Origin of the sequence: Plantactinospora sp. KLBMP9567, assembly GCF_033446045.1 — a bacterium.
Lineage (GTDB): Bacteria > Actinomycetota > Actinomycetes > Mycobacteriales > Micromonosporaceae > Plantactinospora.
The window spans coordinates 87,034-113,232 of record NZ_JAWQRR010000011.1 but is presented as its reverse complement, the minus strand read 5'-3'; the positions used below and the strand labels follow the sequence as shown (position 1 = coordinate 113,232).

Below are 26,199 nucleotides of genomic sequence, written 5' to 3'. Positions count from 1 at the left end.
CGATGCTCCTGATCGTCGGCCGGATCGGCCGTCCGCACGGCATCCGCGGTGAGGTGACCGTGGAGGTGCGGACCGACGATCCCGAGGCACGGTTCGCCGTCGGGACGGTGTTGCGCACCGACCCGGCGGCGGCATCCGGCACCGGCCCGGCGGCGCCGCCCCCGGTCACCGGGCACGGCGAGCTGGTCCGGGTACCCGAACGGCTCACCATCGAGGCCACCCGGTGGCACCAGGGCAAGCTGCTGGTCACCTTCGACGGCGTCTACGACCGCGACGTCGCCGAGGCGCTCCGTGACACCCTGCTCTGGGTGGACAGCGCGGAGCTGCCGCCGCCGGCCGACCCCGACGAGTTCAACGACCACCAGTTGGTCGGTCTCGCCGTGGTCACCCCGGCGGGTGAGGCGCTCGGCGAGGTGGCCCGGATCGACCACGCCCCCGCCGCCGACCTGCTGGTGCTGCGCCGCCCGGAGGGGCGTACCGCGCTGATCCCGTTCGTCAAGGCGATCGTGCCGGAGGTGGACCTGGCCGCCGGCCGGGTGGTGGTGGACGCCCCGCCCGGCCTGCTGGACCTGTGAGTCAGGTTCGCGTCTGTCGTCGTCTGACCAGGCCCCGCTGACCGGGAGCCGTCGAGGGGGCCCTCCGCACATGCGCGTCGACGTGGTGTCGATCTTTCCCGAGTACCTCACCCCGCTGGGGCTCTCGCTGATCGGGCGGGCCCGGGCGGCCGGCGTACTCGACGTCGCCGTGCACGACCTACGGACCTGGACGCACGACGTGCACCGTACGGTCGACGACACCCCGTACGGCGGCGGTCCCGGCATGGTGATGCGGCCAGAGCCGTGGGGAGAAGCGTTGGACGCCCTGGTGCCGCCTGGCCGGGAGTCCGGCACTCGCCTGGTGGTGCCCACCCCGGCGGGGATGCGGTTCAGTCAGGTGATGGCGCACGAGCTGGCCGCCGAGTCCCACCTCGTCTTCGCCTGCGGCCGGTACGAGGGGATCGACCAGCGGGTCCTCGACCACGCGGCCACCCGGATGCCGGTGACCGAGGTCTCGCTCGGCGACTACGTGCTCTTCGGTGGCGAGGTCGCGGTTCTGGTGGTCATGGAGGCGGTGACCCGCCTGCTGCCCGGGGTGCTCGGCAACGCCGACTCGCTCGCCGAGGAGTCGCACGCGCACGGGCTGCTGGAGGCGCCGGTCTACACCAAGCCGCCGAGCTGGCGCGGGCAGGACGTACCGGAGATCCTGCGCTCGGGTGACCACGGCCGGATCGCCCGGTGGCGGCGCGACCAGGCACTGGTCCGGACGGCCCGGCGCCGGCCCGACATGCTCGCCGCGTTGCCGGCGGAGCAGTTGGACAAACGGGACGTCGCGGCCCTGGCCGGGGCCGGATTTCAGCCTCCGGCCGACGATATGGCAAAGTAGGGGGGTTGCCGCAGTCGCCCGTGCCACGGACGGCTGCGAGGATCTCCGCCGAGGTTGCCGTGCCGGACCCCGTCGCGGAGATCAGAATCACCCATCCGCGCGCCGACGCCCGGTGCGCCGTGAGTCTTCAAGGATGCAGCGATGAACACCCTGGACGCCCTCGACGCCCAGTCGCAGCGGACCGACGTGCCCGACTTCCGGGCCGGTGACACGGTCAAGGTGCACGCCCGAGTCATCGAGGGCAGCCGCTCCCGGGTCCAGGTCTTCGAGGGTGTCGTCATCCGGCGCCATGGAGCGGGCCTGCGGGAGACCTTCACCGTACGCAAGATCAGCTTCGGGGTCGGGGTGGAGCGGACGTACCCGATCAACAGCCCGGGTATCGACCGGATCGAGGTGGTCGTCCGTGGTGACGTACGCCGGGCCAAGCTCTACTACCTCCGTGAGCTGCGTGGCAAGAAGGCCAAGATCAAGGAGAAGCGCGAGAAGCGGGTCGGCTGACCTCCCGGCTGACCGCACCGACGCCGATCGCGGGGTGCCGACCCGGCCAACGCCGACTACGCTGGCCGCACGGGCAGACGCGAGACACGGCGACCCCGGCGACCGCCGGGGTCGCCCGTCACTCCCGCGCTTCCGCTCGCGGTGCCCGTCGCCCAGCCGGTGGGTGATGGCGCGGTATCTCGGGACCGGGGAGTTGCGTGGTGCGTAGGGTGGACGACGAGGACGATGTCGAACCGTGGCGTCGTCGGCCCCGACGCTCCCGACGCACCCGTAAGCAGATGCCACTGTGGCAGGAGCTTCCGCTACTGCTGATCGTGGCGTTCTGCCTCGCGGTGCTGATCCGGACGTTCCTGCTCCAGGCGTTCTTCATCCCCTCGGGGTCCATGGAGGACACTCTGCTGATCGGCGACCGGGTCCTGGTCAACAAGATCGTCTACGACGTGCGCGACCCGGCCCGCGGCGAGATCGTGGTCTTCCGGGGTACGGCCGCCTGGGCGCCCGAGGTGCGCGAGGAGGCCGATCCGGGGTTCGTGGCCAAGCTGGGCCGCACCATCGGGGACCTGGTGGGGGTGAGCCGACCCGGCGAGAAGGACTTCATCAAGCGGGTGGTGGGGCTGCCCGGCGACAAGGTGAAGTGCTGTGACGACCAGGGCCGGGTCACCGTCAACGGCGTCCCGATCGACGAGCCGTACGTGCTGGAGGACTCCCCGCTGGACGTCCCGCCGAACCGCCAGGAATGCCGGTCGCGGCGGTTCGACGAGGTGGTGGTCCCGGCGGGGCAGATCTTCGTGCTGGGCGACCACCGGCTGGTGTCGCAGGACGCGCGCTGCCAGGGTCCGGTGCCGATCGAGAACGTCATCGGCCGGGCCTTCGTGGTCGTCTGGCCGTTCGGCCACTGGAGTTCGCTGCCGGTGCCGGACACCTTTGACAAACTGCCGAGACCGGCCGCGGCGTCCGCCCCGGCGGAACCGCCCGCCAACAGTCCGCAAAACAGCGCGAACACGGGAGAAACAGCAATTGCGATGCCAATCTTGGGCTCTCTGCTCGTTACCGCGCGTTCCCGGCGCTTCCGTGGGACTCGGCATCGTAGGCTCCACCCGTGATTGACGAGCAGACCGACAAGTCCAAGCCCCGCAGTTCGTTCTGGCGGGAACTGCCCATCCTGGTGGGCGTGGCCATCCTGGTCGCGGTACTGGTCCGGGCGTTCGTCCTGCAGACCTTCTACATCCCGTCGCCGTCGATGGAGCACACCCTCGACATCTACGACCGGGTGCTCGTCAACAAGCTGGTCTACGACTTCCGGTCGCCGCACCGAGGCGAGATCATCGTCTTCAAGGCACCCACCCAGTGGACCGGCAACCCGAAGGGTGAGGACTTCATCAAGCGGGTGATCGGGATCGGCGGGGACCGGGTGGTCTGCTGCGACCCGCAGGACCGACTGGTGATCAACGGGCAGTCGCTGGACGAGCCGTACATCTTCACCGAGAACGGGGTGCGGGACCCGGCAGCCGACGAGGAGTTCGACATCACCGTGCCGCCCGGACGGCTCTGGGTGATGGGTGACCACCGCTCCGCCTCCGGCGACTCCCTGGAGCACTGGCAGCAGAGCCGCAAGGACATCGAGTTGGCGACGATTCCGGAGAAGTCGGTGGTGGGGCGGGCCTTCACCGTCTTCTGGCCGGTCGGCCGGGCCACCTGGCTCTCCGTACCCGATTCCTACGGCGCGACCCCCGCCCCGCCGGGCTGAGCCCCCCCCCCCGCCGCCCGGCGGCCGGCGGCGGGTCCGGTGCCGGCGCGGCTAGGCTGACCCGGTGACCGTGTTCACCCCCCGCCAGGCCGCCCGGGTGCTCCTGGTCGATGCCGACGGCCGGGTGCTGCTGTTCCACGGCTGGGATCCGGCTCGACCCGTTCACCGCTACTGGTTCACCCCGGGCGGCGGCCTGGACCCGGACGAGACGCCGGCGGCCGGCGCCGCCCGCGAGCTGGCCGAGGAGACCGGGCTGCGGCTGCGCCCGGCCGAGTTCGGCGGACCGGTCCGGCGGGAAATCACCGAGTTCAGTTTCGGCGGCCAGTGGTACCGCCAGGAACAGCACTTCTTCCTCGTCCGGGTCGCCGCCTGGGCGGTGGACACGGCCGGGTTCGACGCGGTCGAGCAGGAAACGATCGACACCCACCGCTGGTGGTCGATCGACGAGCTGGACCGGACGACGGAGCGGTTCTATCCGACCGACCTGCCCGAGCTGCTGCGTCGGGCGCTGGAGAGCGAGTAGCGGTGCTGACCCCACCCCGTACGGTGATCCGCCGCGAGGGCGGCATCTACGCCATGGAACGGGCACTGCGGCGACGCGGCTTCCCGCACGTCGCCGGGGCCGACGAGGCCGGTCGGGGCGCCTGTGCCGGTCCGCTGGTGGCCGCCGCGGCGGTGCTGCCCGACGGCCGGCGTGGCGAGATCGAGGGGCTGGCCGACTCGAAGCTGCTCACCCCGGCCACCCGGGAGCGGATCTACGCAGAGGTGGTGGAGCGGGCCCTGGCGTACGCCGTGGTGGTCATTCCGGCCGTCGAGGTGGACGCCCGGGGGCTGCACGTCTGCAACCTGGCGGCGATGCGCCGGGCACTGGCCTCCCTCGCCCTGGTTCCGGACTATGTGCTCACCGACGGTTTCGGGGTGGACGGGCTGGGCGTGCCGGGGTTGGCCGTCTGGAAGGGCGACCAGGTCGCCGCCTGCGTGGCGGCGGCGAGCGTGCTGGCCAAGGTCACCCGGGACCGGATCATGGTGGAGCTGGACGACCGGCACCCCGGGTACGGTTTCGCCGAGCACAAGGGATACATCACCGCCGAGCACAGCGCTGCCCTGGAGCGTCACGGCCCGTGCCCGGAACATCGCTTCTCGTACGTCAATGTCGCGACCGTCTCCGGACGGGTGGGCCGGCCGCCTCGGTCCCGGCGTCCGGCGCACCTCGCTGGGATCGAGTCGATGGCGCACGGGGGCCGGGCAGGGAGTACCGTCGGCGTGGCGTTGGGCGAGCGGCTTCGGCCGTCAACGTTCGTGGGGGAAGATGTGGCCATGGAAGGCGGAGTGGGATGAGCGCGGAAGATCTCGAGAAGTACGAGACCGAGATGGAGCTGCAGCTCTATCGGGAGTACCGCGACATCGTTCGCCAGTTCTCCTACGTCGTGGAGACGGAGCGGCGGTTCTATCTGGCGAACCAGGTTGACCTGCACGTCCGTAACTCCGACGGTGAGGTCTACTTCGAGGTGGAAATGCACGACGCCTGGGTCTGGGATATGTACAGGCCGGCGCGTTTCGTGAAAAATGTCCGAGTAATGACCTTCAAGGACGTCAACGTCGAAGAACTCGAAAAGCCGGACATCTCCCTTCCCGCTGATTCTGGATTCGGCGGTTGATCATCGACATGCCGGTCGCCCCGGGATCCGGCGGCTGAGCGTCCGCGTTTGCCGCCAATCAAGATCGAACTGCCGTCCCGGCATCGGTCGGGCCCTTCTCCCCGAACCGGAGTCGTCGGGCGGGCTTCTGCCAGAGTCGGATTCGTCGGCCGGGGCTCCTGTGTGAGCCGGAGACGCCGGTGGACGGCGGCGGCCGGTTGCCGGATCGGTCCGGGCGGATGATCCGGTCACCAGCTATACAGCTTCAGCAGGGATTACCGGCGACGCCGGACCAGGGCTCCGGTGCCCGGCGAACCTGGCCTAGTGGTCCTCGGTGACCACGACCTCCACCCGCTGGACAAGATTGTTCGCGAACCCACCCCGGTTCCACGGCTGCTCGATCGGCTGGGTACGCCCGGACGCGTCGGTGGCCCGCGCGCCGAGGGTGTACCGGCCGGGGGTCGCCGGCCACTCGTACCGCCAGCGGCGCCACGCCCAACGCTCGTCGACGACCGATCCGTTCGGAGCGGACTCCGGTGACCGTTGCCCTGCCGAGGCCGGATCCGAGCCGTTGCCCAGGTGTTCCACCGCACTGGTCGGATCGAGGGTGGCGGGAACCCAGCTGAGACCCCCATCCGTGGTCACCTCGACGGCGGTCACCGGCGCGTGCCCGGACCAGGCTCGACCCTCCACTGTGCACGTGCCAGTGCGTACCACCCGGGTCCGGGACATGAAGTCCGGAAAGCCGGGCGGTTGGACCAGGGCCCGGGGTTCGATCCGGGTGACCGGAATGCCGGGATCGTCGGCGGAGGTGCGGAGCCGGTAGGCCACCGCGTTCTGGTAGCCGTCGAACTCCCGGTCGAGCACCGTGATCCGGGTGAGCCACTTGACGTGTGCCATGCCGTACCAGCCGGGCACCACCAGGCGCAGTGGCGCGCCGTGCTGTGGGAGCAGCGGGGCGCCGTTCATCTCGTACGCCAGCAGCACCTCCTCGCGCAGCGCCTCGGAGACCGGCAGCCCGCGCTGGTAGTCCTGCTCGACGCCGCGCTCCACGCCGTGGTCGGCGCCGGTGAACACGACGTCGACCGCGTCCGCCGCGAGCCCCGCCTCCCGCAGCAGCGGAGCCAGCGGCGTCCCGGTCCATTCGGCGGTGCCGACCGCCTCGGAGAGCCACGGCTGGCTGACCGGACGGGGCGTCAACAGGGCCCGGCCGTTGCCGGCACACTCCAGGGTGACCCGCCGGGTGACCCTGGGCCGCTGCCGCAGGGCGGCGAGATCCAGGGCCAGCGGGTGGTCGACCCGGCCGTCGACGGTCAGCAGGTGCCGGCCCGCGTCCAGGTCCGGGATGTCGTAGTGGATGAGCAGATAGTGCAGGCCCGCCGGGGTGACGTCGTAGCGGAGCGCCTCCAGCGGTAGCGCATGGTTACGGGCGGCGAGGCCCAGTTCCTCGATGCTGATGCCCTCGTCGGGATCGGCCACCCGGGAAGGCCGGCTCACGTCGTCCACTGTGGTCATCGCCGCTCCTCCGTCGATCCGGTGACGGACGGGAACCGTCTCCGGCCGTCCAGCCCGCCTGAAGGCCAGCCTAGGCGAGCCGCCTGAAGGGACGTGGAGCCGGCCCAGGTCACGGCCGGGCGGCACGCCTCGACCGGGTCGGCACACCTCGACCGCTGTCCGGTTTGTGCCCTCGATGGGGTACCCGCTCCCCCCATCCCGTCGTCCCCTGCCGCCGCGGGCCTCCTGCCCGCCTGCATCGCCGACCCGTCCGCCGTGCTCCCGCCCGCCTGCATCGCCGACCCGTCCGTTCTCCCGCCCAGATGCCGCCGGAGACGCCGGGCACTGGGTGGGCAGACCGCGTCCCACCAGGGCAACCATCAACGGGCAGGTCGCGGTGCTGGGGAGGTTCCGCCGCCCTGCTGCGAGGACCGTTGCCGGTGCCGGGCATAGCAGATCGTCGGGCTTTGCGGGCGTTTTCCACAGCCGTGGCAGTTGTGCACAGGACGGGGTCCGGGACGTTGCTGGAACCACGCGGTGCCGCGAGGCTGCACGACCATGACGAGGAGATGGCACGGCGGGGGACCGGTGATCCTGCTTCCGGTGTTGCTGCTGGCCCTGACACCGCCACCGGCCCGGTCCGACGCCACCTCGACCGGCAGTTCGGTCGGGAGTGCCGCAGCGTCGACCGGCAGGTCGGTCGGGAGTGCCACCGCGCCTACCGCCGGGCCGGGCCGGGACAGCGCAGCTCCGGTCTCGATCGCCGGCTCGGCCTGGGACCGGGGGGCCATGGTCTCGACGCCGCGCATGCCGTGGGCGAGGTCGCGAGTATCCACCTCCAGCGTGTCCCGCTGGACGGTGCCGGTGCCCGGACGATTCCGGTGGCCGCTCGACGGGGTGCCCCGGGTCGTCCGCCGGTTCGACCCGCCGCCGGAGCCGTGGGCGGCCGGGCACCGGGGCGTCGACCTGGCGGCCCCGCCCGGTGCCACGGTGCGGGCGGCCGGATCGGGAGTGGTGTTCTTCGCCGGGATGGTGGCCAATCGTCCGCTGGTCAGCGTCGCCCATCCCGACGGACTGCGCACCACCTACGAGCCGGTGCGGTCCGGACTGGCGGCCGGAGACTCGGTTCGGGCGGGAGATCCGCTCGGCGTGCTCCTGCCGGGCCACCCGGGCTGCGCGGCCGCCGGATCGGCCTGTCTGCACTGGGGCCTGCGCCGGGGCGACGACTACCTCGATCCCCTGCTCCTGCTGGGCCTCGGCCGGGTCCGTCTGCTACCGGTCCCGGCCCACCACCACCGGCCTGGGTGAAGGTGCCGCTTCCCACAGGTTGCGGACGCGGTCGAGTCGCCATCCGATGACGCCATCCGTGGTTCATCAGGAGAGCGAGGCGAGCAGGGCAGGTAGGCGCTCGGCGAGGCGGTCGTACTCGTCCGCCCGGTTGTAGACCTGGCCGGACAGTCGCAGCCAGCCTCGGTCGTGCCAGGGGTTGACGTTGACCTCCGCGCCGAGCTCGTCCGCGATCCGCTGCCGAAGCGCTATCGCGTCCGGAAAAGAGGTCGCGACGCCGGCCGGCAGGGGAAGGATCCGCATCGACACCGTCGGCCCGCCGGGATCGATCAGGTCGGCCGGCGCGATCCCGAGAGCCCTGCCGACCACCCGCTGCCCGTACGCGGCCAGTTCTGCGTTGTGCGCCCGGACCCGGTCCAGGCCGAGCGTACGAAGCGTGAATACGCCCACCGGCGCGGCGAGCCAGGCGGTGTAGTCGAGTGTCCCCTGCCATTCGACCCGGCCGGGAAAGCCGGCCTCCTCCTGCCAGGAGACGGCCAACGGCTCGATCCGTGGCCACCAGCGGGGCGCCGCCACCAGCATGGCGCTGCCCCGCGGGGCATACCCCCACTTGTGCAGGTTGCCGACCCAGAAGTCGGCGCCGATGCTCTGCACCGGAGTCGGCAGCATCCCGGGGGCGTGCGCACCGTCGACCAGTACCGGGACGTTGCGCTCCCGGGCCACCGCTGCGACAGCCGCCGCCGGAAAGAGTCGGGCGGTGGCGGAGGTGAGCTGGTCGATGACGAGCAGCTTGGTGCGGCCCGGCCGAATCCCGGCCCGCACGATCTCGACGATCTCCTCGTCGGTGGCGGTCAGCGGCACCGTCAGTGTGCGCCGGACGGCCCCGGTCAGGCGCGCCTCCCGATCGACGGAGAGGGCGACCGAGCCGTACCCGTGGTCGGTGTCGACCACCTCGTCGCCGGGCTCCAGGCCGAGCGACTGGAGCACGATGGCGGCCCCGATGGTGACGTTGCCGACCAGGGCCGTCCCGTCCGGATCAGCACCGAGGAAACCGGCCAGGTGTCGACGGGCGTGCGTGATCCGGTCGACGAGTCCGCGGTTGAAAAAGCGCATCGGGTTGGCCTCGGTCTCGTCGCGCAGCCGCTGTTGGGCGCGCTGCACGCCGATCGGCACCGCCCCGTACGAGCCGTGGTTGAGGTGGGCGACGCTGGGATCCAGCGAGAACAGCAGTCGGGCGCCGGGGATCGGCACGGGCGGCGGCGGCCCGGCGGTGCTCATTCGGTGATCGTAGCCCGGCGTCGATCGGGTACCGGTCGGGAACGAGTCATCGGGCGGCGGCCACCTCGCCGACGGGCGGCAAGTCGAGCTGGCGGAACCGGTCTCCCGGTTTGCGTCGTCGGCGTCGGTCGCCATCGTCGTGACCCGCTCCGGTGTCTCGGACCCTGGCTGGCTGGCGGACAGTCGGTTCGGGTCGTCGGGCTCGGATGGTTGCGCCCTGGCCGACGGGCGGACAGGGCGGACCGGGTGGGTGGGCCCGGGCCGTCGGGCCGGGGCGGTCCGGCTCGGGTGGTCCTCCCGTCGGGCCCGGGAGTCAGGCCCGAGGATGTGCCTGGCGGTACGCCGTCCGCAGCCGCTCCACCGAGACGTGGGTGTAGATCTGGGTGCTCGACAGCGTGGCGTGCCCCAGAAGCTCCTGCACCGTACGCAGGTCCGCGCCGCCCTCCAGCAGATGGGTGGCGGCGGAGTGCCGCAGCCCGTGCGGGCTGATCCGGGGTAGCCCCGTCGCCCGGGCGTAGGCGGCGACGATCCGGCGTACCACGGTGGGCTGGAGCCGCCCGCCGCGTACCCCGAGCAGCAGTGCGCCACCGCTGTCCGGCCCGGCCAGGCGTGGCCGGCCGGTCCGGAGCCAGTCGTCGATTGCCCGCTGCGCCGGCACCCCGTAGGGCACCGTGCGTTCCTTGGCGCCCTTGCCCAGGACCCGGACCACCCGGCGGGCCGGGTCGACGTCGCCGAGATCCAGACCGCACAGTTCGCCGACCCGGATGCCGGTGGCGTAGAGGAGTTCGAGCACCGCTCGATCCCGCGACGCCTCCGGGGACGCGGCTTCGCCGGGCGCGTCCACCAGTTCGGCCGCCTGGTCGGCCCGGAGCACGGTCGGCAGTTCCCGGTGCGTCCGAGGGCTGGCCAACTGGGCACCGACGTCGGTGCCCAGCAGGCCAGCCCGGTGCGCCCAGGCGGTGAAGGTACGGGCGGACGCGGCACGGCGGGCCAGCGAGGCGCGGGCGGCTCCGAGAGTACGCAGCTTCGCCAGCCAACTCCGCAACACGGTGATGTCCAGATCCCGGGGCCGGGCGCAGCCCATCCGGCCGGCATGGTCGAGCAGCGAGACCACGTCCGCGACATAGGCCCGAACGGTGTGCGTCGACCGGTTCTCGACCGAGGCGAGATGCTGGGCGAAGTCGTCGACGCTCTCCCGGAGCGGCGGTGTCAGTGCCTCGTGCCGGGCGCGGGTACTGCGACTGGGCTGGCTCATCACCCGCGACGGTGGACCGCGGGCGTCGGCCACGTCAAGCCGGCGCGCCGCGAGGGCCCGCCGGAGCGCGGCTCGACCGGGTCGCCGCCGGAGCGAGCAGGTACCCGTCGTCGCGGCGGACCACCAGAGCTAGCTGTTCCAGCAGGGAGAGCTTGCGCAGGGCGGTACGCAGGTCGAGGCCGGTGCGCGCGGCGAGGACGTCCGGACCGAGCGGGCCACGTCGGGGAACCGACTCCAGGATCAACGCGGACTCGTCGTCGAGCGCGTCCTGTGGCCGGTCGGGACCACGGACCGGCGGGGCGAGGTCGGCACCGATCCGTCCCACCTCCTCCAGTACGTGTGGCACGCCGGTGACCAGTCGCGCCTCGGGATATTCGCGGAGCAGTTCGTGCGCGCCGACCGACATGGCTGAGGTGACCGGCCCGGGCACCACCATCGACGGTCGCTTCATCGCGAGCGCCCGGCGCAGCGTCTGGGTGGCACCGCTACGGGCCGCCGCCTCGACCACCAGGGTGCCGGCGGTCGCGGCGGCGATCACCCGGTTGCGGATCAGGAACCGGGGCCGCAGCGGCTCCGCCCCCGGGGGCCATTCGCTGACCAGCAGGCCGGCGTCGGAGATCCGGTCGAAGAGGGCGGTGTTGCCCATCGGATAGGGCCGGTCGACGCCGCAGGCGAGTATCGCGATGGTCAGGCCACCGGCGTTCAGGGCGCCCCGGTGCGCCGCCGCGTCGATGCCGAACGCGCCACCGGATACTACGGTCCAGCCCCGCTCGGCCAGCCCGAAGGCGATCTCGGTGGCGACGTGCAGCCCGTACGGGGTGGCGGCCCGGGACCCGACCACCGCCACCGATCGTTGCAACGCCTCCCCGAGCGACCAGGCACCGCGTACCCAGAAGCAGAGCGGCGGTGCAGTCTCCTGGTCGACCCTGCGACCGGCACTCGGCAGGGTCAGCCGGTCGAGGCTCCGCAGCCGGGCCGGCCACTCCGGGTCGGTGGGAGTCACCACTCGCGCGCCGAGCCGCCCGGTCTGCTCGGCGGCGGCGAGCGCGACCTGCCAGGGGTCTCCAGCGGCCAGCCGGGACTCGACCGTTGCCCGCAGCCGGTGGTCCGAGACCTCTCCGGTGAGCAGCCGACGCAACGCACCGACCGCTCCGAACTGCCGCACCAGGCGGAACACCGCTCGGGTGCCGGGCTCGAAGAGCCAGGTCAGAGCAATCCGTGCCAGTCGATCCTCGTCCATCGCCACCGGCTCGTCCAGGCCCGGACTCAGGTCGTCCGGAATCGGATCGGTCGGGGGCTCGGTCTCCGGCCCGGAGGCGGGGTGTGGTGGTCGCCGCCCCGGATCGACCGGTAGCCGGGCATCGCCGCTCGGGGCGGCCGGAGCGGGTTGTGCTGGTCTGGTCATGCGATGCTCCCGGTGCGAAGTTGGATCGCTTCGTCCACATCACCGGCGTCGGGCCGTTGCCGACCGTCGAGGTCGGCGATGCTCCAGGCCACTCGGATCACCCGGTCGAAGCCACGGGCGGAAAGGGCGCCGCTGTCCAGCAGCCGGCGCAGCGCGTACGTGTCGCGGGCCGGCAACCGCCACCGGGGATGGCGCAGTTGCGGCCCCGGCACCTCGGCGTTGACTCGCCAACCGCCGGCGGCCCACCGGGCAGCGGCGGCGGCACGGGCCTTGCCGACCCGTTCGGCGACCACGGCGGACGACTCGACGGTCTGCTCGGCGGCCATCAGTTCCGCCGCACGCAGCGGAGTCACCGTGACCTGTACGTCCAGCCGGTCCAGCAGCGGACCGGAGAGTCGGCCGAGGTAGCGGCGGCGGGCCAGCGGTGGGCACTCGCACGAGATGTCGCCGGATGGCTTCGCACACGGGCACGGGTTCGCCGCCACCACCAGTTGCACTCGGGCGGGATATTCCGTGCCGCCCCGGGCCCGGGTCAGCACGATCCGTCCGCTCTCCAGCGGTTGGCGCAGCGCCTCCAGCGTGCCCCGGGCATATTCGGGGGCCTCGTCGAGAAAGAGCACCCCGCGATGGGCCAACGACACGGCGCCGGGCCGGGCCAGCCCGGAGCCGCCGCCCACCAGCGAAGCGATCGTCGCCGTGTGGTGTGGGGCCTGGAACGGGGGTCGGCGCAGAAGTTGCCCGTCCGACGGCAGCAGACCGGCGATCGAGTGCAACGCGGTCACTTCCAGGGCGGCCTCGTCGTCCAGTTCGGGCAGGATCGAGGGCAGGCGCTCGGCCAGCATGGTCTTGCCGGCCCCGGGCGGGCCGAACAGAGCCAGGTGGTGACCGCCGGCTGCCGTAACCTCCAGGGCGCGTCGCCCGAGCCCCTGCCCGGCGATGTCGGCGAGATCCGGTCCGGAACGGGGTGGCACCGCTGGCGGGGACGGCGGATCGAGCAGCGGCGCACCGTCCCGGATGAAGGCCACCAGCCGGTGCAGGGTGTCGACCGCCCGGACCCGTACCCCTGGTACGACCGCCGCCTCCGCGGCGTTGTCCAGTGGTACGACCACTCGGGTGATGCCGGCCCGGGCCGCCGCCGCGACCATCGGCAGTACGCCCCGGACCGGGCGGACCGTCCCGTCGAGCCCCAGCTCGCCGAGGACGGCGACCCCGTCCAGCGGGGCGAGTGGCAGCTCGCCCGAACCGCCGAGCAGCGCCGCCGCGATGGCGAGGTCGAACGCCGAGCCGTGCTTCGGCAGCGTCGCCGGCAGCAGGTTGACAGTGATCCGGCGGTTCGGCCAGCGCTGACCGGAGTTGACGATCGCGGCGCGTACCCGATCTCGGGCCTCGTTGAGCGCGGTGTCGGGCAGTCCGGAGAGCACGACGGTGGGCAGGCCGGTGGCCAGGTCGGCCTCGACCTCGACGACGTACCCGGTCACCCCGACCAGTCCGACGCAGAGCACCTTGGCGTAACTCATCGGTGGGGCCCGGGAAAGCTGTCTCGTGGCATCGGCATGGTCTCGACCGTGCCCGGACCGGCATCGGTGGGCGGGGCCGGCCCAGTGGCCTGTGGACAACCGGGGGCCCTGTGGATGCCCGGACGATCAAGCCGTGACTGTGCTATGTGCCCCGCCGGTTTCCCACCTACCTGCGCATACGGTCACTTCGGCTCGGCCGGCGCGGGCTCCTGTGCCGAGCGGATACGCGAAGGCGGTCTCCCGTACGACGGTGGTCTGAGTACGGCGGACCCGGTCGATCCGGAAGACCCGCCGGAGGACGCCCTGAAGTTGCCTCGTCGAGGTTGCGTTTCGTCGTCCGCTGCCCGCGCCACCCCCGACGGAGCCCGCCGTCCCGACTGACCGGTCGACCGGCTCAGCTCCGGTTCTCTCCGGGCGTGGCCGCCCGGTCGAGGAGTTCGTGCAGCAGCGCGACCACCTCCTCCGGGGAGAACGCCATGGCCTGCTCGCCGACCGTGACCTCGAAGCCGCATCTCCTCGGATCCGGCGCGGAGAGCAGCCGTAGGAAGAGCTGGACGCCACGCTCGGCGATCATCTCCGTACCGGCCCGTTCGACGTCCTGTGCCGACGCGGGGAGGTGGACGTGGAAGATCGGCGTCTGGGGCGGATCGGGCCAGGCCAGTGCCGCACCGTCGGCGTTGATCGCGGCGGCGATCGCGATCGCATGCTCCCGGAACGCCGGCATCCGGGGCAGCAGGTTGTCCAGGCCGGCGAGGCCGGCCAGCGCCAGCGGCCAGGCATCGTGGATCGCGCCGCCCAGCCGGCTCCGCCAGACGGCCGCCTCGGCGATGGTCGTGGCGTCGGCGGCGAGGACGGCCCCCCGGATGCCGAGCAGGGCCTTGTAGAGCGAGGTGTAGACGGTGTCGAACAGGCCGGCGATCTCCGCGAACGGCCGGCGGTAGTAGGTCTGCGCCTCCCAGATCCGGGCGCCGTCCAGATGTGCCGCCGCGCCCCTGGCCCGGACGGCCGCGACCTGCTCGCGCAGCTCGTCCCACTCGGGCAGTTGCCCACCGATGTCCCGTTGCGGCAGTTCCCAGACCACCGCGGCCAGCGGCTCCCCGATCGCCGCCAGAGCGGCGCCGGTCACCAGCCGGTGGCGGTCCCCGACCGGGTGGAACCGCAGCCCGTGCACCACGTGATAGCCCCGCTGCTCCCAGACGTCCAGGTGGCTCTGCGGATGTGCGGCGAACGCATGCCGGCCGCGACGTTCGGCATGGATCCGCAGTGCCACCTGCTGCGCCATCGTGCCGGTGGGAAAGAAGAGCGCCGACTCCGTGCCGAACAGGTCGGCGATCCGCCGCTCCAGCCGGGCGACCGGGGCGTCAGGCCCGCCCGGCGGGGTGTCGTCGTCGACCTGGTCGAGCATCTGCCGCAGCACCGTTCGGGGCATCCGGTGGATCGGTGAGTGCAGGAACAGGGACCGACGGATCGACGGGGCCGGGCCGGCGGACGGGTGGGGCTCGGCTGACGGCATGAAACGAGTCTGATCTTTTTGCCAATCTCTGGCAACAAGAGATCGTCGTACTCAGAACGCCGCACGCAGATGTTCGACACGGGCGGGGCCGCGCCGCGCCGCGTACACCTCGACGACGTCGAACCGGATCTCCTCCGGATGCGCCCCGCTGGTCCGCAACCACTCGACGGCCAACTGGCGCAGCCGGTGCGACTTGCTGCCCACCACCGCCTGCGCCGGTGTGCCGAACGCGTCACCCCGCCGGGTCTTGACCTCGCAGAACGCGAGGACGTCGCCTTCCCAGGCGATGATGTCGATCTCGCCGCGGGCACACCGCCAGTTGCGGGCCACCACCCGCAGCCCCGCCTCGACCAGGTGCCGTACGGCACACCGCTCCCCGTACGCGCCGATCGCCTGTCTCGCCGCTGTCATGGCTGGACCCTGGCCCCGACTGCCGACCGGGACAACCCTCGAGGCGCCCGGCTGTGGATATCGGGAGGGGCTGTGGACGGTCGGACGATCAAGCCCTTTCGCTGCTATGCGAGCCGCTGCTGCCAGGTGAGCCGCTGCGGCCAAGGCCGCCGCGGGCCGGGCTTCCTGGAGCGGGGCGAGCTCTTCGGCGGGGCATCCGCATCCGCGGCGTGCCCTCGGCCGGGCCGGGCAGGCAGCGGCGGCCCCGCCGACGCATTGGCCGAGGTCAGCAGCGAACCGATGGCGGGCACCCCGCCGACGAGCGACGGCGGTACGGCCGACTGGCGGGCACCCGGGCAGGTCACATACGGTGCGTGGCCGTGGAGCAGCAACGCGATTTTCCGGAAGAGCAGGCGTCCGGCTGGCGGGCCGACGACCGTGGCTACCCCGACCAACGCTGGCACGGCGTCGGCGAGGACCGTCACTCCGGTACGGAGCAGCCGGCAGCGCCGACCCAGCGTGGCGGTGCGGCACCGGACGGCCGGTACGGTCAGCCGTTCGACACCGGCATCGAGCGGTACGCCGATCCGACCCGGTACGGTCCGCCGGAGCGCTCCGCCGGACCGGATCGGTACGCCTCGCCGGACCCGCGCGGCGGCACCCCGCCGGACCCGCGCGGCGGCACCCCGCCGGACGGCGGTGGATTCCCCGGCTTCGTGCCGGCCGGCACCCCCGATCCGACCCGGCCTGCCGTGGAGGTGCCGTTGCCGAGTTTCGGCGCCGCCCCGACCGGGTCCGGGTATCCATCCAGCCTGTGGGCGGCGGACCCGACCGGGCAGGGCGGCGCCGCCGACGCCACGGGTCGCTATCAGCCACCGGAGAGCACGAGTCGCGTCCCCGTCCGGACGGGGCAGGAAACCGCTGTCGGCCCCCACGACGAGACCCGGGTCGCCGGACGGCACGATGCCGGCCCGCTCGCGCCGGACCAGGGCTGGGGCGCAGGACGGCACGGCGCCCCACCGGCCGATCCGAGGCAGCCGCTCGCCCCACCGGCCGATCCGGGACGCCCGCCCATCACCACCGACCAGGGCCGGTCGCCAGTGACCGGGTACCCGATCGTCCAGCCCGGCGGTGGCGGCGATCCGGTCCCAACGGGCGGTGGCGGTGCGGCCGTCCCGCCGGCCCGTGGCGGCGATCCCGTCGCAACGGGCGGTGGTGAGGCCGCCTCCCCGGGCCGTGGTGGCGAGGCCGGGCAGCCGGTGCGCGGCCCGGACCAGGGCGGCGTGCTGGACCAGCCGACCAACCTGGTGCCGCAGATCGGTTCGCGCGCCGGTGCGGGTGGCGTACCGGTCGGTGCCGACGCGTCGAGCCAGCACACCGAGGCGGCCGACCCAGCCGCGCAATACCGGCCGACCGCCCCGGGGGCGCCGGGACTGCCCGGCGGACTCGGCCTGCCGGCAGGCGACGGTGTGTACCGGACCCGCCGGCCCGCCCTGGCCGTGGTCCTGGCGCTGCTCGCGGTGATCTTCGAGGTGCCGGCGGTACGCCTGCTCCTCGACGGTGCGTTCGGCGGTCCGGTCCTGCCGTCGGCGGTGCTCTCCGGGACCTTCCTGGTGCTGGGATTGCCGATCTTCGCCGCCGGGCTGTACGGCCTCGTCACCAGCGCCGCCGCGCTGGCCGACCCGGCTCGGGCGTGGCTTCGCCCACCGACCGGCTATCTCAGCATCGGCCTCGTGCTCTTCGTCGCGGCGGCACTCGCCGCCGGCTGACCGGCCGTCTGCCGGGCGCGGGCGTCTGCCGGGCACGGGCTGCCCGGCTGAGCGGTCCGGCTGCCCGGCGGTCCGGCTGAGCGGTCCGGCTGCCCGGCGGTCCGGCTGAGCGGTCCGGCTGCCCGGCGGTCCGGCTGAGCGGTCCGGCTGCCCGGCGGTCCGGCTGAGCGGTCCGGCTGCCCGGCGGTCCGGCTGAGCGGTCCGGCTGCCCGGCGGTCCGGCTGAGCGGTCCGGCTGCCCCGCTGGACGCTGCCCGACCGCCGGAAGCAACCGTCCGCGCCGGGCCGGCGGGACGGCAGGCCCGGAAGGTGACGGCCCGGCCGGCGGAAGCCCGAACGTCGCGAAACCGGGGCAACCGCCCGGAGTACCGGCGGGTCGGCTTGGTCGGATCTGCCGGTGAGCGGTGCTGGGTGGGGGTTTGTGTGCTTGGTGGGTGCGGCGGGGCGTACACTTGGCGATTGGCGACCGCCCCGTGCGGTCGACCTCGCGTGCCCTCTCCACGGTCCGTCCGTGGAGCGACGGCCCCCTGGTCCCGATTTCGATCGGGTCCGCCATGGCCGGCGATCAGGCGCCAGGACGCCAGGCCGCCGGCCCGGCGTGACAACCAGGGACAACTGAGGAGCACCCCACCATGGCCGTAGTGACCATGCGCCAGCTGCTGGAGAGCGGTGTCCACTTCGGGCACCAGACCCGGCGCTGGAACCCGAAGATGAAGCGCTTCATCTTCACCGAGCGTAACGGCATCTACATCATCGACCTGCGCCAGACCCTCGACTACATCGAGAAGGCGTACGAGTTCGTCCGCGGGACCGTCGCCGAGGGCGGCAGCATCCTCTTCGTGGGCACCAAGAAGCAGGCCCAGGAGGCGATCGCCGAGCAGGCGACCCGGGTCGGCCAGCCGTTCGTCAACCACCGCTGGCTCGGTGGCATGCTGACCAACTTCCAGACGGTCTACAAGCGGCTGCAGCGGATGAAGGAGCTGGAGGCGCTCGGCGACCTGTCGGGCACCGCGCAGGGCTACACCAAGAAGGAGACCCTGCAGCTCTCCCGCGAGAAGGACAAGCTGACCCGTACCCTCGGCGGCCTGCGGGACATGCAGAAGGTCCCGGCCGCGATCTGGGTGGTCGACACCAAGAAGGAGCACATCGCCGTCGACGAGGCCCGCAAGCTGGGCATCCCCGTGATCGCCGTGCTCGACACCAACTGCGACCCGGACGAGGTCGACTTCCCGATCCCGGGTAACGACGACGCGATCCGCTCCGCCGAGCTGCTGACCAAGGTCATCGCGGCGGCCGTCGGTGACGGTCTGATCGCCCGCTCGGGCAAGCGCCGGGGCACCGACGAGAAGCCCGAGCCGGGTGTGGTCGGCGCCGACGAGCCGCTCGCCGAGTGGGAGCGCGAGCTGATCGAGGACACCGAGAAGAAGGCGGCCGGCGAGGCGGAGCAGAAGGTCGGCGAGCCGGCGGGCGTCGCCGCCGAGTGACCCCTCCGTCGGGTTCGCCGGCTGCTCGTCGCAGCCGGCGGGCCCGACCCGGTACGAGGCACGGCGGATCCCGATCGGGGTAATCCGCAGAAGACCACGAATCAGCCGCGTTACACACCGAAGAGAGAGTCATGTCCAACTTCACCGCCGCGGACGTCAAGAAGCTCCGGGACCTCACCGGCGCCGGCATGATGGACTGCAAGAAGGCCCTCACCGAGGCCGAGGGCGACTTCGACAAGGCTGTCGAGGTCCTGCGCGTCAAGGGCGTCAAGGACGTCGGCAAGCGGGCCGGCCGGACGGCCGCCAACGGCCTGGTGGCGCACTCCGGAAAGGCGTTGCTCGAACTCAACTGCGAGACGGACTTCGTCGCCAAGAACGCCGACTTCATCGCGTTCGCCCAGCTTCTGGTGGAGCACGGCGCGCAGGCCGGTGTCGCCGACGCGGAGGCGCTGCTCGGCAGCACGCTGCCGGACGGCCGGACCGTCGCCAGCGCCGTGCAGGAGCAGTCCGCCAAGATCGGCGAGAAGCTGGTGCTCAACCGCTTCGCCGCGGTGGACGGGACCGTCGCGGTCTACCTGCACCGCAAGGCGCAGGACCTGCCGCCGCAGGTCGGCGTGCTGGTGGAGTACGCCGGCAAGGCCGACGAGGCGGCCGACGCCGACGCGCGCGGTGTGGCCATGCAGATCGCCGCGATGCGTCCGAAGTACCTGACCCGGGACGAGGTACCGGCCGAGACCGTCGCCTCCGAGCGGCGCATCGCCGAGCAGACCGCCCGCGAGGAGGGTAAGCCGGAGGCCGCCCTGCCGAAGATCATCGAGGGTCGGGTCAACGCGTTCTTCAAGGACTACGTCCTGATCGAGCAGGCCTCGGTCGCCGACAACAAGAAGTCGGTCAAGCAGGTGCTGGCCGAGGCCGGTATCGAGGTGACCCGGTTCGTCCGGTTCGAGGTCGGCCAGGCCTGAGTCGTTACCGCGGGCCCGGATCGCCGTGACCGGGGCGTGCGGCGGAGTCGGACGGACGGGAGGCCGCAGGTGTACGTGACGGACACCGCGGCCTCCTCGTCACGTAGGGTCAGCAGCGGCAGGTTGGCTGAACTGGGTGCCGGCGTACCGGCGTGGGAAAGGCGGGTCGGATGACGCAGGTTGTGAGTGACCGGACCCTGGCGGCGGACGATCCGACGGCACCGCCGCCCGGGCGGGCCCGCCGGGTGGTGCTCAAGCTCTCCGGCGAGGTCTTCGGCGGTGGGGCGATCGGCGTCGATCCGGACGTCGTCCAGGCCATCGCCCGGCAGATCGCAACCGTGGTACGCCGGGGTGTGCAGGTCTCGGTGGTGGTCGGCGGCGGCAACTTCTTCCGTGGTGCGGAGTTGCAGAAGCGCGGCATGGACCGGGCCCGGGCCGACTACATGGGCATGCTCGGCACCGTGATGAACTGCCTCGCGCTCCAGGACTTCCTGGAGAAAGAGGAGATCGAGACCCGGGTGCAGAGTGCGATCACGATGGCCCAGGTTGCCGAGCCGTACATCCCGCTGCGGGCCATCCGGCACCTGGAGAAGGGCCGAGTGGTGATCTTCGGCGCGGGGGCCGGCATGCCGTACTTCTCCACCGACACCGTCGCCGCGCAGCGGGCCCTGGAGATCCGCGCCGACGTGGTGCTGATGAGTAAGAACGGGGTGGACGGCGTCTACACCGCCGATCCGCGTACCGACCCCGACGCCAGCAAGCTCGACAAGATCACCTTCTCTGAGGTGCTGCGTCGCGGCCTCCGGGTCGCCGACGCCGCCGCGTTCAGCCTCTGCGAGGAGAATGGCCTGCCGATGCTGGTGTTCGGCGCCGAGGGTGACGACACCATCATCCGGGCGGTCGCCGGCGAGCCGATCGGCACGTTGATCACGACCTGAGTCGGGCAGGGGCCCGGGCCGACGGGTGGGGGGTCCGGGTGGAGTTTTTCGGGAGCAGCAGCCAGCAGAGGGAGGCGAAGGAGCAGGTGATCGACGACACCCTCCTCGAGGCCGAGGAGAAGATGGAGCGCGCGGTCGAGCACGCCAAGGAGGAGTTTGGCGCCATTCGCACCGGGCGGGCCACTCCGGCGATGTTCTCCAAGATCATTATTGACTACTACGGCAGTCCCACCCCGCTGACCCAGATGGCCTCCGTGGGGGTGCCCGAGCCGCGGATGGCGATCATCAAGCCGTACGACGCGTCGCAGTTGCAGGCCATGGAGAAGGCGATCCGGGACTCCGACCTCGGCGTCAACCCCAACAACGAGGGCAACCAGCTACGTATCCTGCTGCCGCAGATGACCGAGGAGCGGCGCCGGGACATGATCAAGGTGGCCCGGCACAAGGGCGAGGAAGCCAAGGTGGCGATCCGGAACATCCGCCGCCGCGGCAAGGAGGAGCTCGACCGCATCGTCAAGGACGGCGAGGCGGGCGAGGACGAGGGCCGGCGTGCCGAGAAGGAACTGGACGACCTCACCCACAAGTACGTCTCCCACGTCGACGAGTTGGTGAAACACAAGGAAACCGAGTTGCTCGAGGTCTGATGTCCCACGTCGACCCCTACGGCGGTACCACGGAGCCGCGTGGCTGGCAGCGGCCGGAGCAACCACGCGGCCCGGAGTGGTCCCGTGGCCCGGGGCACCAGGACGGGCCGGCGGGCCGACAGTGGCCGGCCGGCGACGACGACGCGTGGGCTCGGGCGCGGCAAGGCGTTGCCGCGCCCGACGCCTATTCGGCCCCGACAGACGCGTACCCGGTCAGCTCGGAGCCCCGTCCGGCGGCTCCGGAGGCGTACCCGAGCCCGGCAGACGGGTACCGGGCCGCACCGGACGGCTATCCGGGTGCGGCGCAGACGTATCCGGCCGCACCGGACGGCTTTCCGGATGTGGCGGAGAGGTATCCCGCCGTACCCCAGGGTCATCCGGGTGCGGCCGACGGCTCCGACGCCGGCCGGCGACGGGGCGGGGCGACCGGGCACCGCAACGGTCAGCTCGCCGAGGGCGTACCGGATCCGACGGCGGAGTGGCGTTCTCCCGGGCCGGCCGGTGGGCCGGCACGTCCCGAGGGCGGCGTGGCGGGGTACCGCGATCGGGCCGACCACCTCCGCGGCGGCGCCCTGGCCGGTGCCGAGCCGACGATGGACGCCCCCACCAACCCGGTCGGCTGGCCACTGGTCGACCCGGACCCGCAACCGAACCCCGATCCGGCGTCCTCGACCCGGCCCGGCCGCGGCCGGCGTCGGGCGACCCGGTCGGGCAAGCCCGCCGGGCAGTCCCGGGCCGGCCGGAACCTGCCGGCCGCGATAGGCGTCGGACTCGTGCTCGGCGCGGCGATCGTCGTGCCGCTCTTCCTGTTCCGCCCGGCGTTCCTGGTCGTGGTGGCGCTCGCGGTCAGCGTCGGCATCTGGGAGATGACCCGGGCGGTACGCCCCGCCGGGATGCGACCGCCGCTCGTGCCGCTGGTCGCCGGCGGGCTGCTGATGGTCGGGCTGGCCTGGTGGGCCGGTCCGGACGCGCTCAGCCTTGGACTGCTGGTGACCGTGCTGGCCACCATGGTCTGGCGGCTCGGGGACGGGCCGGCGGGCTACCAGCGGGACATGACCGCGGCCACCCTGATCGCGGTCTACGTGCCGTTCCTCGGCGGGTTCGCGGCGCTGCTCGCCGCCGAGCCGGCCGACGGCGACCTGCGGGTACTGGTCACCCTGGCCGCGGTGGTCCTCTCCGACACCGGCGGGTATGCCGCCGGAGTGGCCTTCGGCAAGCATCCGATGGCCCCCTCGGTGAGCCCGAAGAAATCCTGGGAGGGCTTTGCCGGCTCGGTGCTGGCGGCCGCCGTGGGCAGCTCCCTGCTGCTGGCGTACCTGCTCGACGTGGAGTTGTGGTGGGGGGCCCTCTTCGGGGTCGCGGTCTCGGTCGCGGCCGTCCTCGGCGACCTCGCCGAATCCATGATCAAGAGGGACCTCAAGGTCAAGGACATGAGCAACCTGCTGCCGGGGCACGGTGGGCTGATGGACCGGCTGGACTCGATCCTCTTCGCGGTGCCGACCGCCTACCTGCTGCTGGCGATCTTCGTCCCGGCCGGCTGAGAGGTGAGATGAGCCTGCACATCCGCGAGCTGCGGGCCAGGTCACGGGGCCGGCACCTCCGGCCAGGTGCGTTGTCGCGCCGACGTGGGAGACTGGACGGGCCATGACGAGCCTGCCCTTGATCCAGAACGCGCCGGACGACCCGACCGGGTCTACGTCGCGTCGCGCGGCTATGCCGCCCCGACACCTCGCCGACCTCGACCTTCCCGGACGGAAGGCGGCCGTCACCGAGCTGGGGGAGCCCGCGTTCCGGGCCCGGCAGATCTCCACGCACTACTTCGGCCGGCTGGTCCGTGACCCGGCGCGGATGACCGACCTGCCCGCCGGCGCCCGGGACCGGATCGCGGCGGAGTTGCTGCCGAACCTGCTCACCCCGGTACGCGAGGTCGCCACCGACGACGGCGCAACCCGCAAGGCGTTGTGGCGGCTACACGACGGATCGCTGGTGGAGAGCGTGCTGATGGGTTACCCGGACCGGGTCACCGTCTGCATCTCCAGCCAGGCCGGCTGCGGCATGGCCTGCCCGTTCTGCGCCACCGGTCAGGCCGGGCTGACCCGCAACCTCTCCACCGCCGAGATCGTGGACCAGGCCGTGTACCTCGCCGGGGTGGCCGCGTCCGGTGCGATCGCCGGTTCCCCGTCCCGGCTGTCCCACGTGGTCTTCATGGGCATGGGCGAGCCGCTGGCCAACTACGCCCGGGTGGTGGCCGCCGTCCGGCGGTTGACCGCACCCGCCCCGGAGGGGCTCGGCCTCTCGCAGCGGCACATCACCGTCTCCACCGTCGGTCTGGTCCCCGCGATGCGCCGGCTGGCCGACGAGGGACTTTCGGTGACTCTTGCGTTGTCGCTGCATGCGCCCGATGATGAGCTGCGCGACGAACTGGTTCCGGTCAACCAGCGGTGGAAGGTTGACGAGGTGCTGGACGCCGCATGGCACTACGCGGAGCGTACGGGGCGTCGCGTGTCCATTGAATACGCGATGATTCGAGATGTGAACGACCAGCCGTGGCGTGCCGACCTCCTCGGTCGGCTGCTGGCGGGTCGACTGACCCACGTGAACCTCATCCCGCTCAACCCGACTCCGGGGAGCCGCTGGGACGCGAGCCCGAAGCCGGTAGAGCGGGAGTTCGTCCGGCGGCTCCGCGCGGCCGGTGTCTCGACGACTGTTCGGGACACCCGGGGGCGCGAGATCGACGGGGCGTGCGGCCAGCTGGCCGCCGCGGCGGTGACGCAGTGAGCGACAGGGTCAACAGGCTTAGTAGTGCCGCTTGCGGCGCCGACGCGCGTGGCGGGGCGGCGGCGTGAGCGAGCGAAGCGAGCGAGCGAACCAGGAGACATAGTGGCGAGTCAGGGTCAGCGTTTCCGGCGCAAGGCGCTCCGGCGGGGCTACAAGGTCGATGAGGTGGACACGTTCCTGGATCGTGTCGAGGCCACGCTCGCCGGTGAGTCGCTGGGCGCGCCCGTCGCCTCCCAGGAGGTGCACGACGTCGTCTTCCGGGTGCGCTTCGGTGGCTACGACGAGTGGCAGGTGGACCTGCACCTCGACCGGGTGGAGCGGCAGATCGCCGAGCTGGAGGAGCGCGGCGGCGGTCGGGGCGGGGACCCGCGGCTCGCCGACCGGGTGACCTCGGACCGGATGGGTCCGCCGGACCGGATGGGACCCCCGGACCGGATGGGACCCCCGGACCGGATGGGACCCCCGGACCGGATGGGACCCCCGGACCGGATGGGACCCCCGGACCGGATGGGACCCCCGGACCGGATGGGTCCGCCCGAGCGCATGGGTCCCCCGATGCGCGACGACCGGGGTCTACCACCCGGCCAGCTTCCGCCGCGGCCGATGCCGGCCCAGGCCGGCCCGCCCAACGACCCCTATGGCCAGTACGACGAGCCGACTGGCACCTTCGGCGGTCAGCGGGGCGGCTTCGATCCGCAGCGCGGCGGGATGGAACCGCAGCGGAGTGGTTTCGATCCGCAGCAGCGCGGCGGGTTCGAGCCCCAGCGCGGTGGTTTCGATCCGCCGCGGGGCGGGATGGAGCCACCGCAGCGCGGCGGCGGGTTCGATCCGCCGCGGGGTGGGATGGAGCCACCGCAGCGCGGCGGCGGGTTCGATCCGCCGCGGGGTGGGATGGAGCCACCGCAGCGCGGCGGCGGGTTCGATCCGCAGCGCGGTGGCCCGCCCGATCCGCAGCGGGGCGGCTTCGATCCGCAGCGGGGCGGGTTCGACCCGCAGCGCGGCCCGGGGGCACCGCTTCCGCCGCGTACGCCGGGCGGCCCGGGCGCTCCGGGAGCGCCGCCCGGCGGGTTCGGGGCGAACGAGCGCTTCGACGGTTTCGACGCGGGGCGGCCGAGCCGGGCGGACATGACGGCCGAGATACGGATGCCGGACCGGGACCTTCGTGGTCCCGGGCGTGGCATGGGCGACGCCCTGCCGCCGATGCCCGGGCCGGCCGGTGGGCCGCCGATGGGAGGTCCACCGGTGGGTGGTCCGCCGCCGATGGGTCCACCCGGTAGCGAGATGGCCCGGATCGACCACATCCGGCGCTCCTTCCAGGTACGCCGGTTCGGCAGCGGCTACGACCCGGACCAGGTCGACCGGTTGTTCGAGGGGATCCTCGGCAGCATGGCAGGGCGGGGGGCGATGCCGGTCAATCCTGCCGACCTCGACACCACCCGGTTCGGACTGGTCCCCGGCGGCTACTTCGAGGCCGAGGTCGACGCCGCGCTCAAGGAGGTCAAGGACCTGCTGCTCGGCCAGTGAGGCGAACAGCCGCCGTCACACACCCGGTCCGGTCGCGCATCCGGCCCCGCCCGGGGCCGGATGAAACCGCGGCCGGCGCCGATCAGCGCCGGCCGCTACCCAGCCCAGGTCGAGGCCGGGTCTTTCGAGCCTTCCGGGCAGCCCGCCCCAGCGTCGCGTCGAGGGTCGGGACCGCCGACGGTCGAGGGACAGGAAGCCGGCGGTGCTGAGGAGCGCCGACGGTCGAGGGTCAGGAACGCAGGCCGTTGCGGCGCAGGATCGTGTCGCCGACGACGGCGAGGACCAGGGCGGCGGCGATCGAACCTAGCCAGATCTTCGCGATGCCGCTGACCTCGTTGTTGTTGAACATCATCAGCACCAGCGCCGCCGCGGAGAGGATCGCGCCGATCTGGCCCGCCCTGCGGTGCCCCGGCTTGCGTTGGTCTGGTGACGTCACCGGCTCGCTTCCAGCCACTTTCCGGTCCTTTCCTCACGATCGGATTCTGGTAAGTCTGGCATGTGCCGCCCGGCGTACGGCGCACGGGCCGGGCCTTCCGCCGCAGCCGGCTCTGCCCGGTACAGCCCTTGGCGCTGCCCGACGCCACGCTCCGGAGCGGCCTGACGCCCCCGCTCGAAGCTCCGCGCGCTGGGCGGGGCTTCGGCGCGATCGGGTGGCGCA

At 72.4% G+C, this 26,199-nt stretch carries 25 protein-coding genes; 17 read left to right on the top strand and 8 right to left on the bottom strand.

Annotated elements, in window-relative coordinates:
* The first annotated feature begins 2 nt into the window (after positions 1 to 2).
* From rimM to R6Y94_RS09250, 8 genes are all read left to right on the top strand, one after another.
* Entirely contained in the window at positions 3 to 575 is a 573-nt protein-coding gene (rimM, locus tag R6Y94_RS09285) for a ribosome maturation factor RimM (RefSeq protein WP_318395382.1), read from the top strand.
* Between the two features lie 70 nt (positions 576 to 645).
* Positions 646 to 1,422, top strand: coding sequence for a tRNA (guanosine(37)-N1)-methyltransferase TrmD (gene trmD / locus R6Y94_RS09280; RefSeq protein ID WP_318395381.1), 777 nt, complete (start codon positions 646 to 648; stop codon positions 1,420 to 1,422).
* Positions 1,423 to 1,563: 141 nt separating this feature from the next.
* Positions 1,564 to 1,920: a 50S ribosomal protein L19 gene (gene rplS / locus R6Y94_RS09275; RefSeq protein ID WP_203858388.1), complete on the top strand. Its 357-nt coding sequence runs from the start codon at positions 1,564 to 1,566 to the stop codon at positions 1,918 to 1,920.
* 197 nt (positions 1,921 to 2,117) lie between these two features.
* Positions 2,118 to 3,023 (top strand): signal peptidase I, encoded by a 906-nt coding sequence (gene lepB / locus R6Y94_RS09270; protein ID WP_318395380.1) that lies wholly within the window; start codon positions 2,118 to 2,120, stop codon positions 3,021 to 3,023.
* Complete coding sequence (gene lepB, locus R6Y94_RS09265) at positions 3,020 to 3,667, top strand: signal peptidase I (protein WP_318395379.1); 648 nt, start codon at positions 3,020 to 3,022, stop codon at positions 3,665 to 3,667. The genes lepB (R6Y94_RS09270) and lepB (R6Y94_RS09265) overlap by 4 nt, the downstream gene beginning before the upstream one ends.
* Before the next feature lie 64 nt (positions 3,668 to 3,731).
* Complete coding sequence (locus R6Y94_RS09260; RefSeq protein ID WP_318395378.1) at positions 3,732 to 4,190, top strand: NUDIX hydrolase; 459 nt, start codon at positions 3,732 to 3,734, stop codon at positions 4,188 to 4,190.
* Positions 4,191 to 4,192: 2 nt separating this feature from the next.
* Entirely contained in the window at positions 4,193 to 5,005 is an 813-nt protein-coding gene (locus R6Y94_RS09255) for a ribonuclease HII (protein WP_318395377.1), read from the top strand.
* Complete coding sequence (locus tag R6Y94_RS09250) at positions 5,002 to 5,325, top strand: DUF2469 domain-containing protein (RefSeq protein WP_007075222.1); 324 nt, start codon at positions 5,002 to 5,004, stop codon at positions 5,323 to 5,325. The genes R6Y94_RS09255 and R6Y94_RS09250 overlap by 4 nt, the downstream gene beginning before the upstream one ends.
* Before the next feature lie 300 nt (positions 5,326 to 5,625).
* On the opposite strand, the gene R6Y94_RS09245 is transcribed toward R6Y94_RS09250, so the two are convergent.
* Positions 5,626 to 6,819: a sulfite oxidase gene (locus R6Y94_RS09245; protein WP_318395376.1), complete on the bottom strand. Its 1,194-nt coding sequence runs from the start codon at positions 6,817 to 6,819 to the stop codon at positions 5,626 to 5,628.
* A 786-nt stretch (positions 6,820 to 7,605) separates the two neighbouring features.
* On the opposite strand from R6Y94_RS09245, the gene R6Y94_RS09240 reads away from it, so the two are divergent.
* Entirely contained in the window at positions 7,606 to 8,106 is a 501-nt protein-coding gene (locus R6Y94_RS09240; protein WP_412102723.1) for a murein hydrolase activator EnvC family protein, read from the top strand.
* A gap of 66 nt (positions 8,107 to 8,172) precedes the next feature.
* On the opposite strand, the gene R6Y94_RS09235 is transcribed toward R6Y94_RS09240, so the two are convergent.
* From R6Y94_RS09235 to R6Y94_RS09210, 6 genes are all read right to left on the bottom strand, one after another.
* Positions 8,173 to 9,363 carry an aminotransferase class V-fold PLP-dependent enzyme gene (locus tag R6Y94_RS09235; RefSeq protein WP_318395374.1) on the bottom strand — a complete coding sequence of 397 codons (1,191 nt, stop codon included), beginning with the start codon at positions 9,361 to 9,363 and terminating at the stop codon, positions 8,173 to 8,175.
* 313 nt (positions 9,364 to 9,676) lie between these two features.
* Entirely contained in the window at positions 9,677 to 10,618 is a 942-nt protein-coding gene (locus R6Y94_RS09230) for a tyrosine recombinase XerC (RefSeq protein WP_318395373.1), read from the bottom strand.
* Between the two features lie 34 nt (positions 10,619 to 10,652).
* Entirely contained in the window at positions 10,653 to 11,858 is a 1,206-nt protein-coding gene (locus R6Y94_RS09225; RefSeq protein WP_318395475.1) for a DNA-processing protein DprA, read from the bottom strand.
* 161 nt (positions 11,859 to 12,019) lie between these two features.
* A complete protein-coding gene (locus R6Y94_RS09220) occupies positions 12,020 to 13,540 on the bottom strand; it encodes a YifB family Mg chelatase-like AAA ATPase (protein ID WP_318395372.1) in 1,521 nt (506 codons plus the stop codon).
* A gap of 394 nt (positions 13,541 to 13,934) precedes the next feature.
* Entirely contained in the window at positions 13,935 to 15,053 is a 1,119-nt protein-coding gene (locus tag R6Y94_RS09215; RefSeq protein ID WP_318395371.1) for a threonine aldolase family protein, read from the bottom strand.
* A 51-nt stretch (positions 15,054 to 15,104) separates the two neighbouring features.
* The gene (locus R6Y94_RS09210; RefSeq protein WP_318395370.1) at positions 15,105 to 15,464 is read right to left on the bottom strand and encodes a YraN family protein; all 360 of its coding nucleotides are present in this window, start codon (positions 15,462 to 15,464) and stop codon (positions 15,105 to 15,107) included.
* Between the two features lie 359 nt (positions 15,465 to 15,823).
* On the opposite strand from R6Y94_RS09210, the gene R6Y94_RS45080 reads away from it, so the two are divergent.
* The 8 genes from R6Y94_RS45080 to R6Y94_RS09170 all read left to right on the top strand — a co-directional run bounded on the left by R6Y94_RS45080 (position 15,824) and on the right by R6Y94_RS09170 (position 25,541).
* Positions 15,824 to 17,212, top strand: a complete 1,389-nt coding sequence (locus tag R6Y94_RS45080; RefSeq protein ID WP_412102719.1) for a hypothetical protein — start codon at positions 15,824 to 15,826, stop codon at positions 17,210 to 17,212.
* Between the two features lie 631 nt (positions 17,213 to 17,843).
* Positions 17,844 to 18,695: a 30S ribosomal protein S2 gene (rpsB, locus tag R6Y94_RS09200; RefSeq protein ID WP_318395369.1), complete on the top strand. Its 852-nt coding sequence runs from the start codon at positions 17,844 to 17,846 to the stop codon at positions 18,693 to 18,695.
* Between the two features lie 131 nt (positions 18,696 to 18,826).
* Entirely contained in the window at positions 18,827 to 19,657 is an 831-nt protein-coding gene (gene tsf / locus R6Y94_RS09195; RefSeq protein ID WP_318395368.1) for a translation elongation factor Ts, read from the top strand.
* A gap of 170 nt (positions 19,658 to 19,827) precedes the next feature.
* Positions 19,828 to 20,595, top strand: a complete 768-nt coding sequence (pyrH, locus tag R6Y94_RS09190) for a UMP kinase (protein WP_318395367.1) — start codon at positions 19,828 to 19,830, stop codon at positions 20,593 to 20,595.
* 86 nt (positions 20,596 to 20,681) lie between these two features.
* Positions 20,682 to 21,239, top strand: coding sequence for a ribosome recycling factor (gene frr, locus R6Y94_RS09185; RefSeq protein ID WP_318395474.1), 558 nt, complete (start codon positions 20,682 to 20,684; stop codon positions 21,237 to 21,239).
* On the top strand, positions 21,239 to 22,780 hold the full coding sequence (locus R6Y94_RS09180; protein ID WP_318395366.1) for a phosphatidate cytidylyltransferase: 1,542 nt from the start codon (positions 21,239 to 21,241) through the stop codon (positions 22,778 to 22,780). Before frr ends, R6Y94_RS09180 begins: the two co-directional genes overlap by 1 nt.
* A 103-nt stretch (positions 22,781 to 22,883) precedes the next feature.
* Positions 22,884 to 24,017 (top strand): 23S rRNA (adenine(2503)-C(2))-methyltransferase RlmN, encoded by a 1,134-nt coding sequence (gene rlmN / locus R6Y94_RS09175; RefSeq protein WP_318395365.1) that lies wholly within the window; start codon positions 22,884 to 22,886, stop codon positions 24,015 to 24,017.
* 102 nt (positions 24,018 to 24,119) lie between these two features.
* Positions 24,120 to 25,541: a DivIVA domain-containing protein gene (locus R6Y94_RS09170; RefSeq protein ID WP_318395364.1), complete on the top strand. Its 1,422-nt coding sequence runs from the start codon at positions 24,120 to 24,122 to the stop codon at positions 25,539 to 25,541.
* A 229-nt stretch (positions 25,542 to 25,770) separates the two neighbouring features.
* On the opposite strand, the gene R6Y94_RS09165 is transcribed toward R6Y94_RS09170, so the two are convergent.
* The gene (locus tag R6Y94_RS09165; protein WP_318395363.1) at positions 25,771 to 25,995 is read right to left on the bottom strand and encodes a hypothetical protein; all 225 of its coding nucleotides are present in this window, start codon (positions 25,993 to 25,995) and stop codon (positions 25,771 to 25,773) included.
* Between the last annotated feature and the right edge of the window lie 204 nt (positions 25,996 to 26,199).

Excerpts from the sequence above, each read along its gene's own strand:
- rimM (WP_318395382.1), top strand. The coding sequence starts at position 3 with ATGCTCCTGATCGTCGGCCGGATCGGCCGTCCGCACGGCATCCGCGGT.
- trmD (WP_318395381.1), top strand. The coding sequence starts at position 646 with ATGCGCGTCGACGTGGTGTCGATCTTTCCCGAGTACCTCACCCCGCTG.
- rplS (WP_203858388.1), top strand. The coding sequence starts at position 1,564 with ATGAACACCCTGGACGCCCTCGACGCCCAGTCGCAGCGGACCGACGTG.
- R6Y94_RS09250 (WP_007075222.1), top strand. The coding sequence starts at position 5,002 with ATGAGCGCGGAAGATCTCGAGAAGTACGAGACCGAGATGGAGCTGCAG.
- R6Y94_RS09245 (WP_318395376.1), bottom strand. The coding sequence starts at position 6,819 with ATGACCACAGTGGACGACGTGAGCCGGCCTTCCCGGGTGGCCGATCCC.
- R6Y94_RS09240 (WP_412102723.1), top strand. The coding sequence starts at position 7,606 with ATGCCGTGGGCGAGGTCGCGAGTATCCACCTCCAGCGTGTCCCGCTGG.
- R6Y94_RS09235 (WP_318395374.1), bottom strand. The coding sequence starts at position 9,363 with ATGAGCACCGCCGGGCCGCCGCCGCCCGTGCCGATCCCCGGCGCCCGA.
- R6Y94_RS09230 (WP_318395373.1), bottom strand. The coding sequence starts at position 10,618 with ATGAGCCAGCCCAGTCGCAGTACCCGCGCCCGGCACGAGGCACTGACA.
- R6Y94_RS09225 (WP_318395475.1), bottom strand. The coding sequence starts at position 11,858 with ATGGACGAGGATCGACTGGCACGGATTGCTCTGACCTGGCTCTTCGAG.
- R6Y94_RS09220 (WP_318395372.1), bottom strand. The coding sequence starts at position 13,540 with ATGAGTTACGCCAAGGTGCTCTGCGTCGGACTGGTCGGGGTGACCGGG.
- R6Y94_RS09215 (WP_318395371.1), bottom strand. The coding sequence starts at position 15,053 with ATGCCGTCAGCCGAGCCCCACCCGTCCGCCGGCCCGGCCCCGTCGATC.
- R6Y94_RS09210 (WP_318395370.1), bottom strand. The coding sequence starts at position 15,464 with ATGACAGCGGCGAGACAGGCGATCGGCGCGTACGGGGAGCGGTGTGCC.
- rpsB (WP_318395369.1), top strand. The coding sequence starts at position 17,844 with ATGGCCGTAGTGACCATGCGCCAGCTGCTGGAGAGCGGTGTCCACTTC.
- tsf (WP_318395368.1), top strand. The coding sequence starts at position 18,827 with ATGTCCAACTTCACCGCCGCGGACGTCAAGAAGCTCCGGGACCTCACC.
- pyrH (WP_318395367.1), top strand. The coding sequence starts at position 19,828 with ATGACGCAGGTTGTGAGTGACCGGACCCTGGCGGCGGACGATCCGACG.
- R6Y94_RS09180 (WP_318395366.1), top strand. The coding sequence starts at position 21,239 with ATGTCCCACGTCGACCCCTACGGCGGTACCACGGAGCCGCGTGGCTGG.
- rlmN (WP_318395365.1), top strand. The coding sequence starts at position 22,884 with ATGACGAGCCTGCCCTTGATCCAGAACGCGCCGGACGACCCGACCGGG.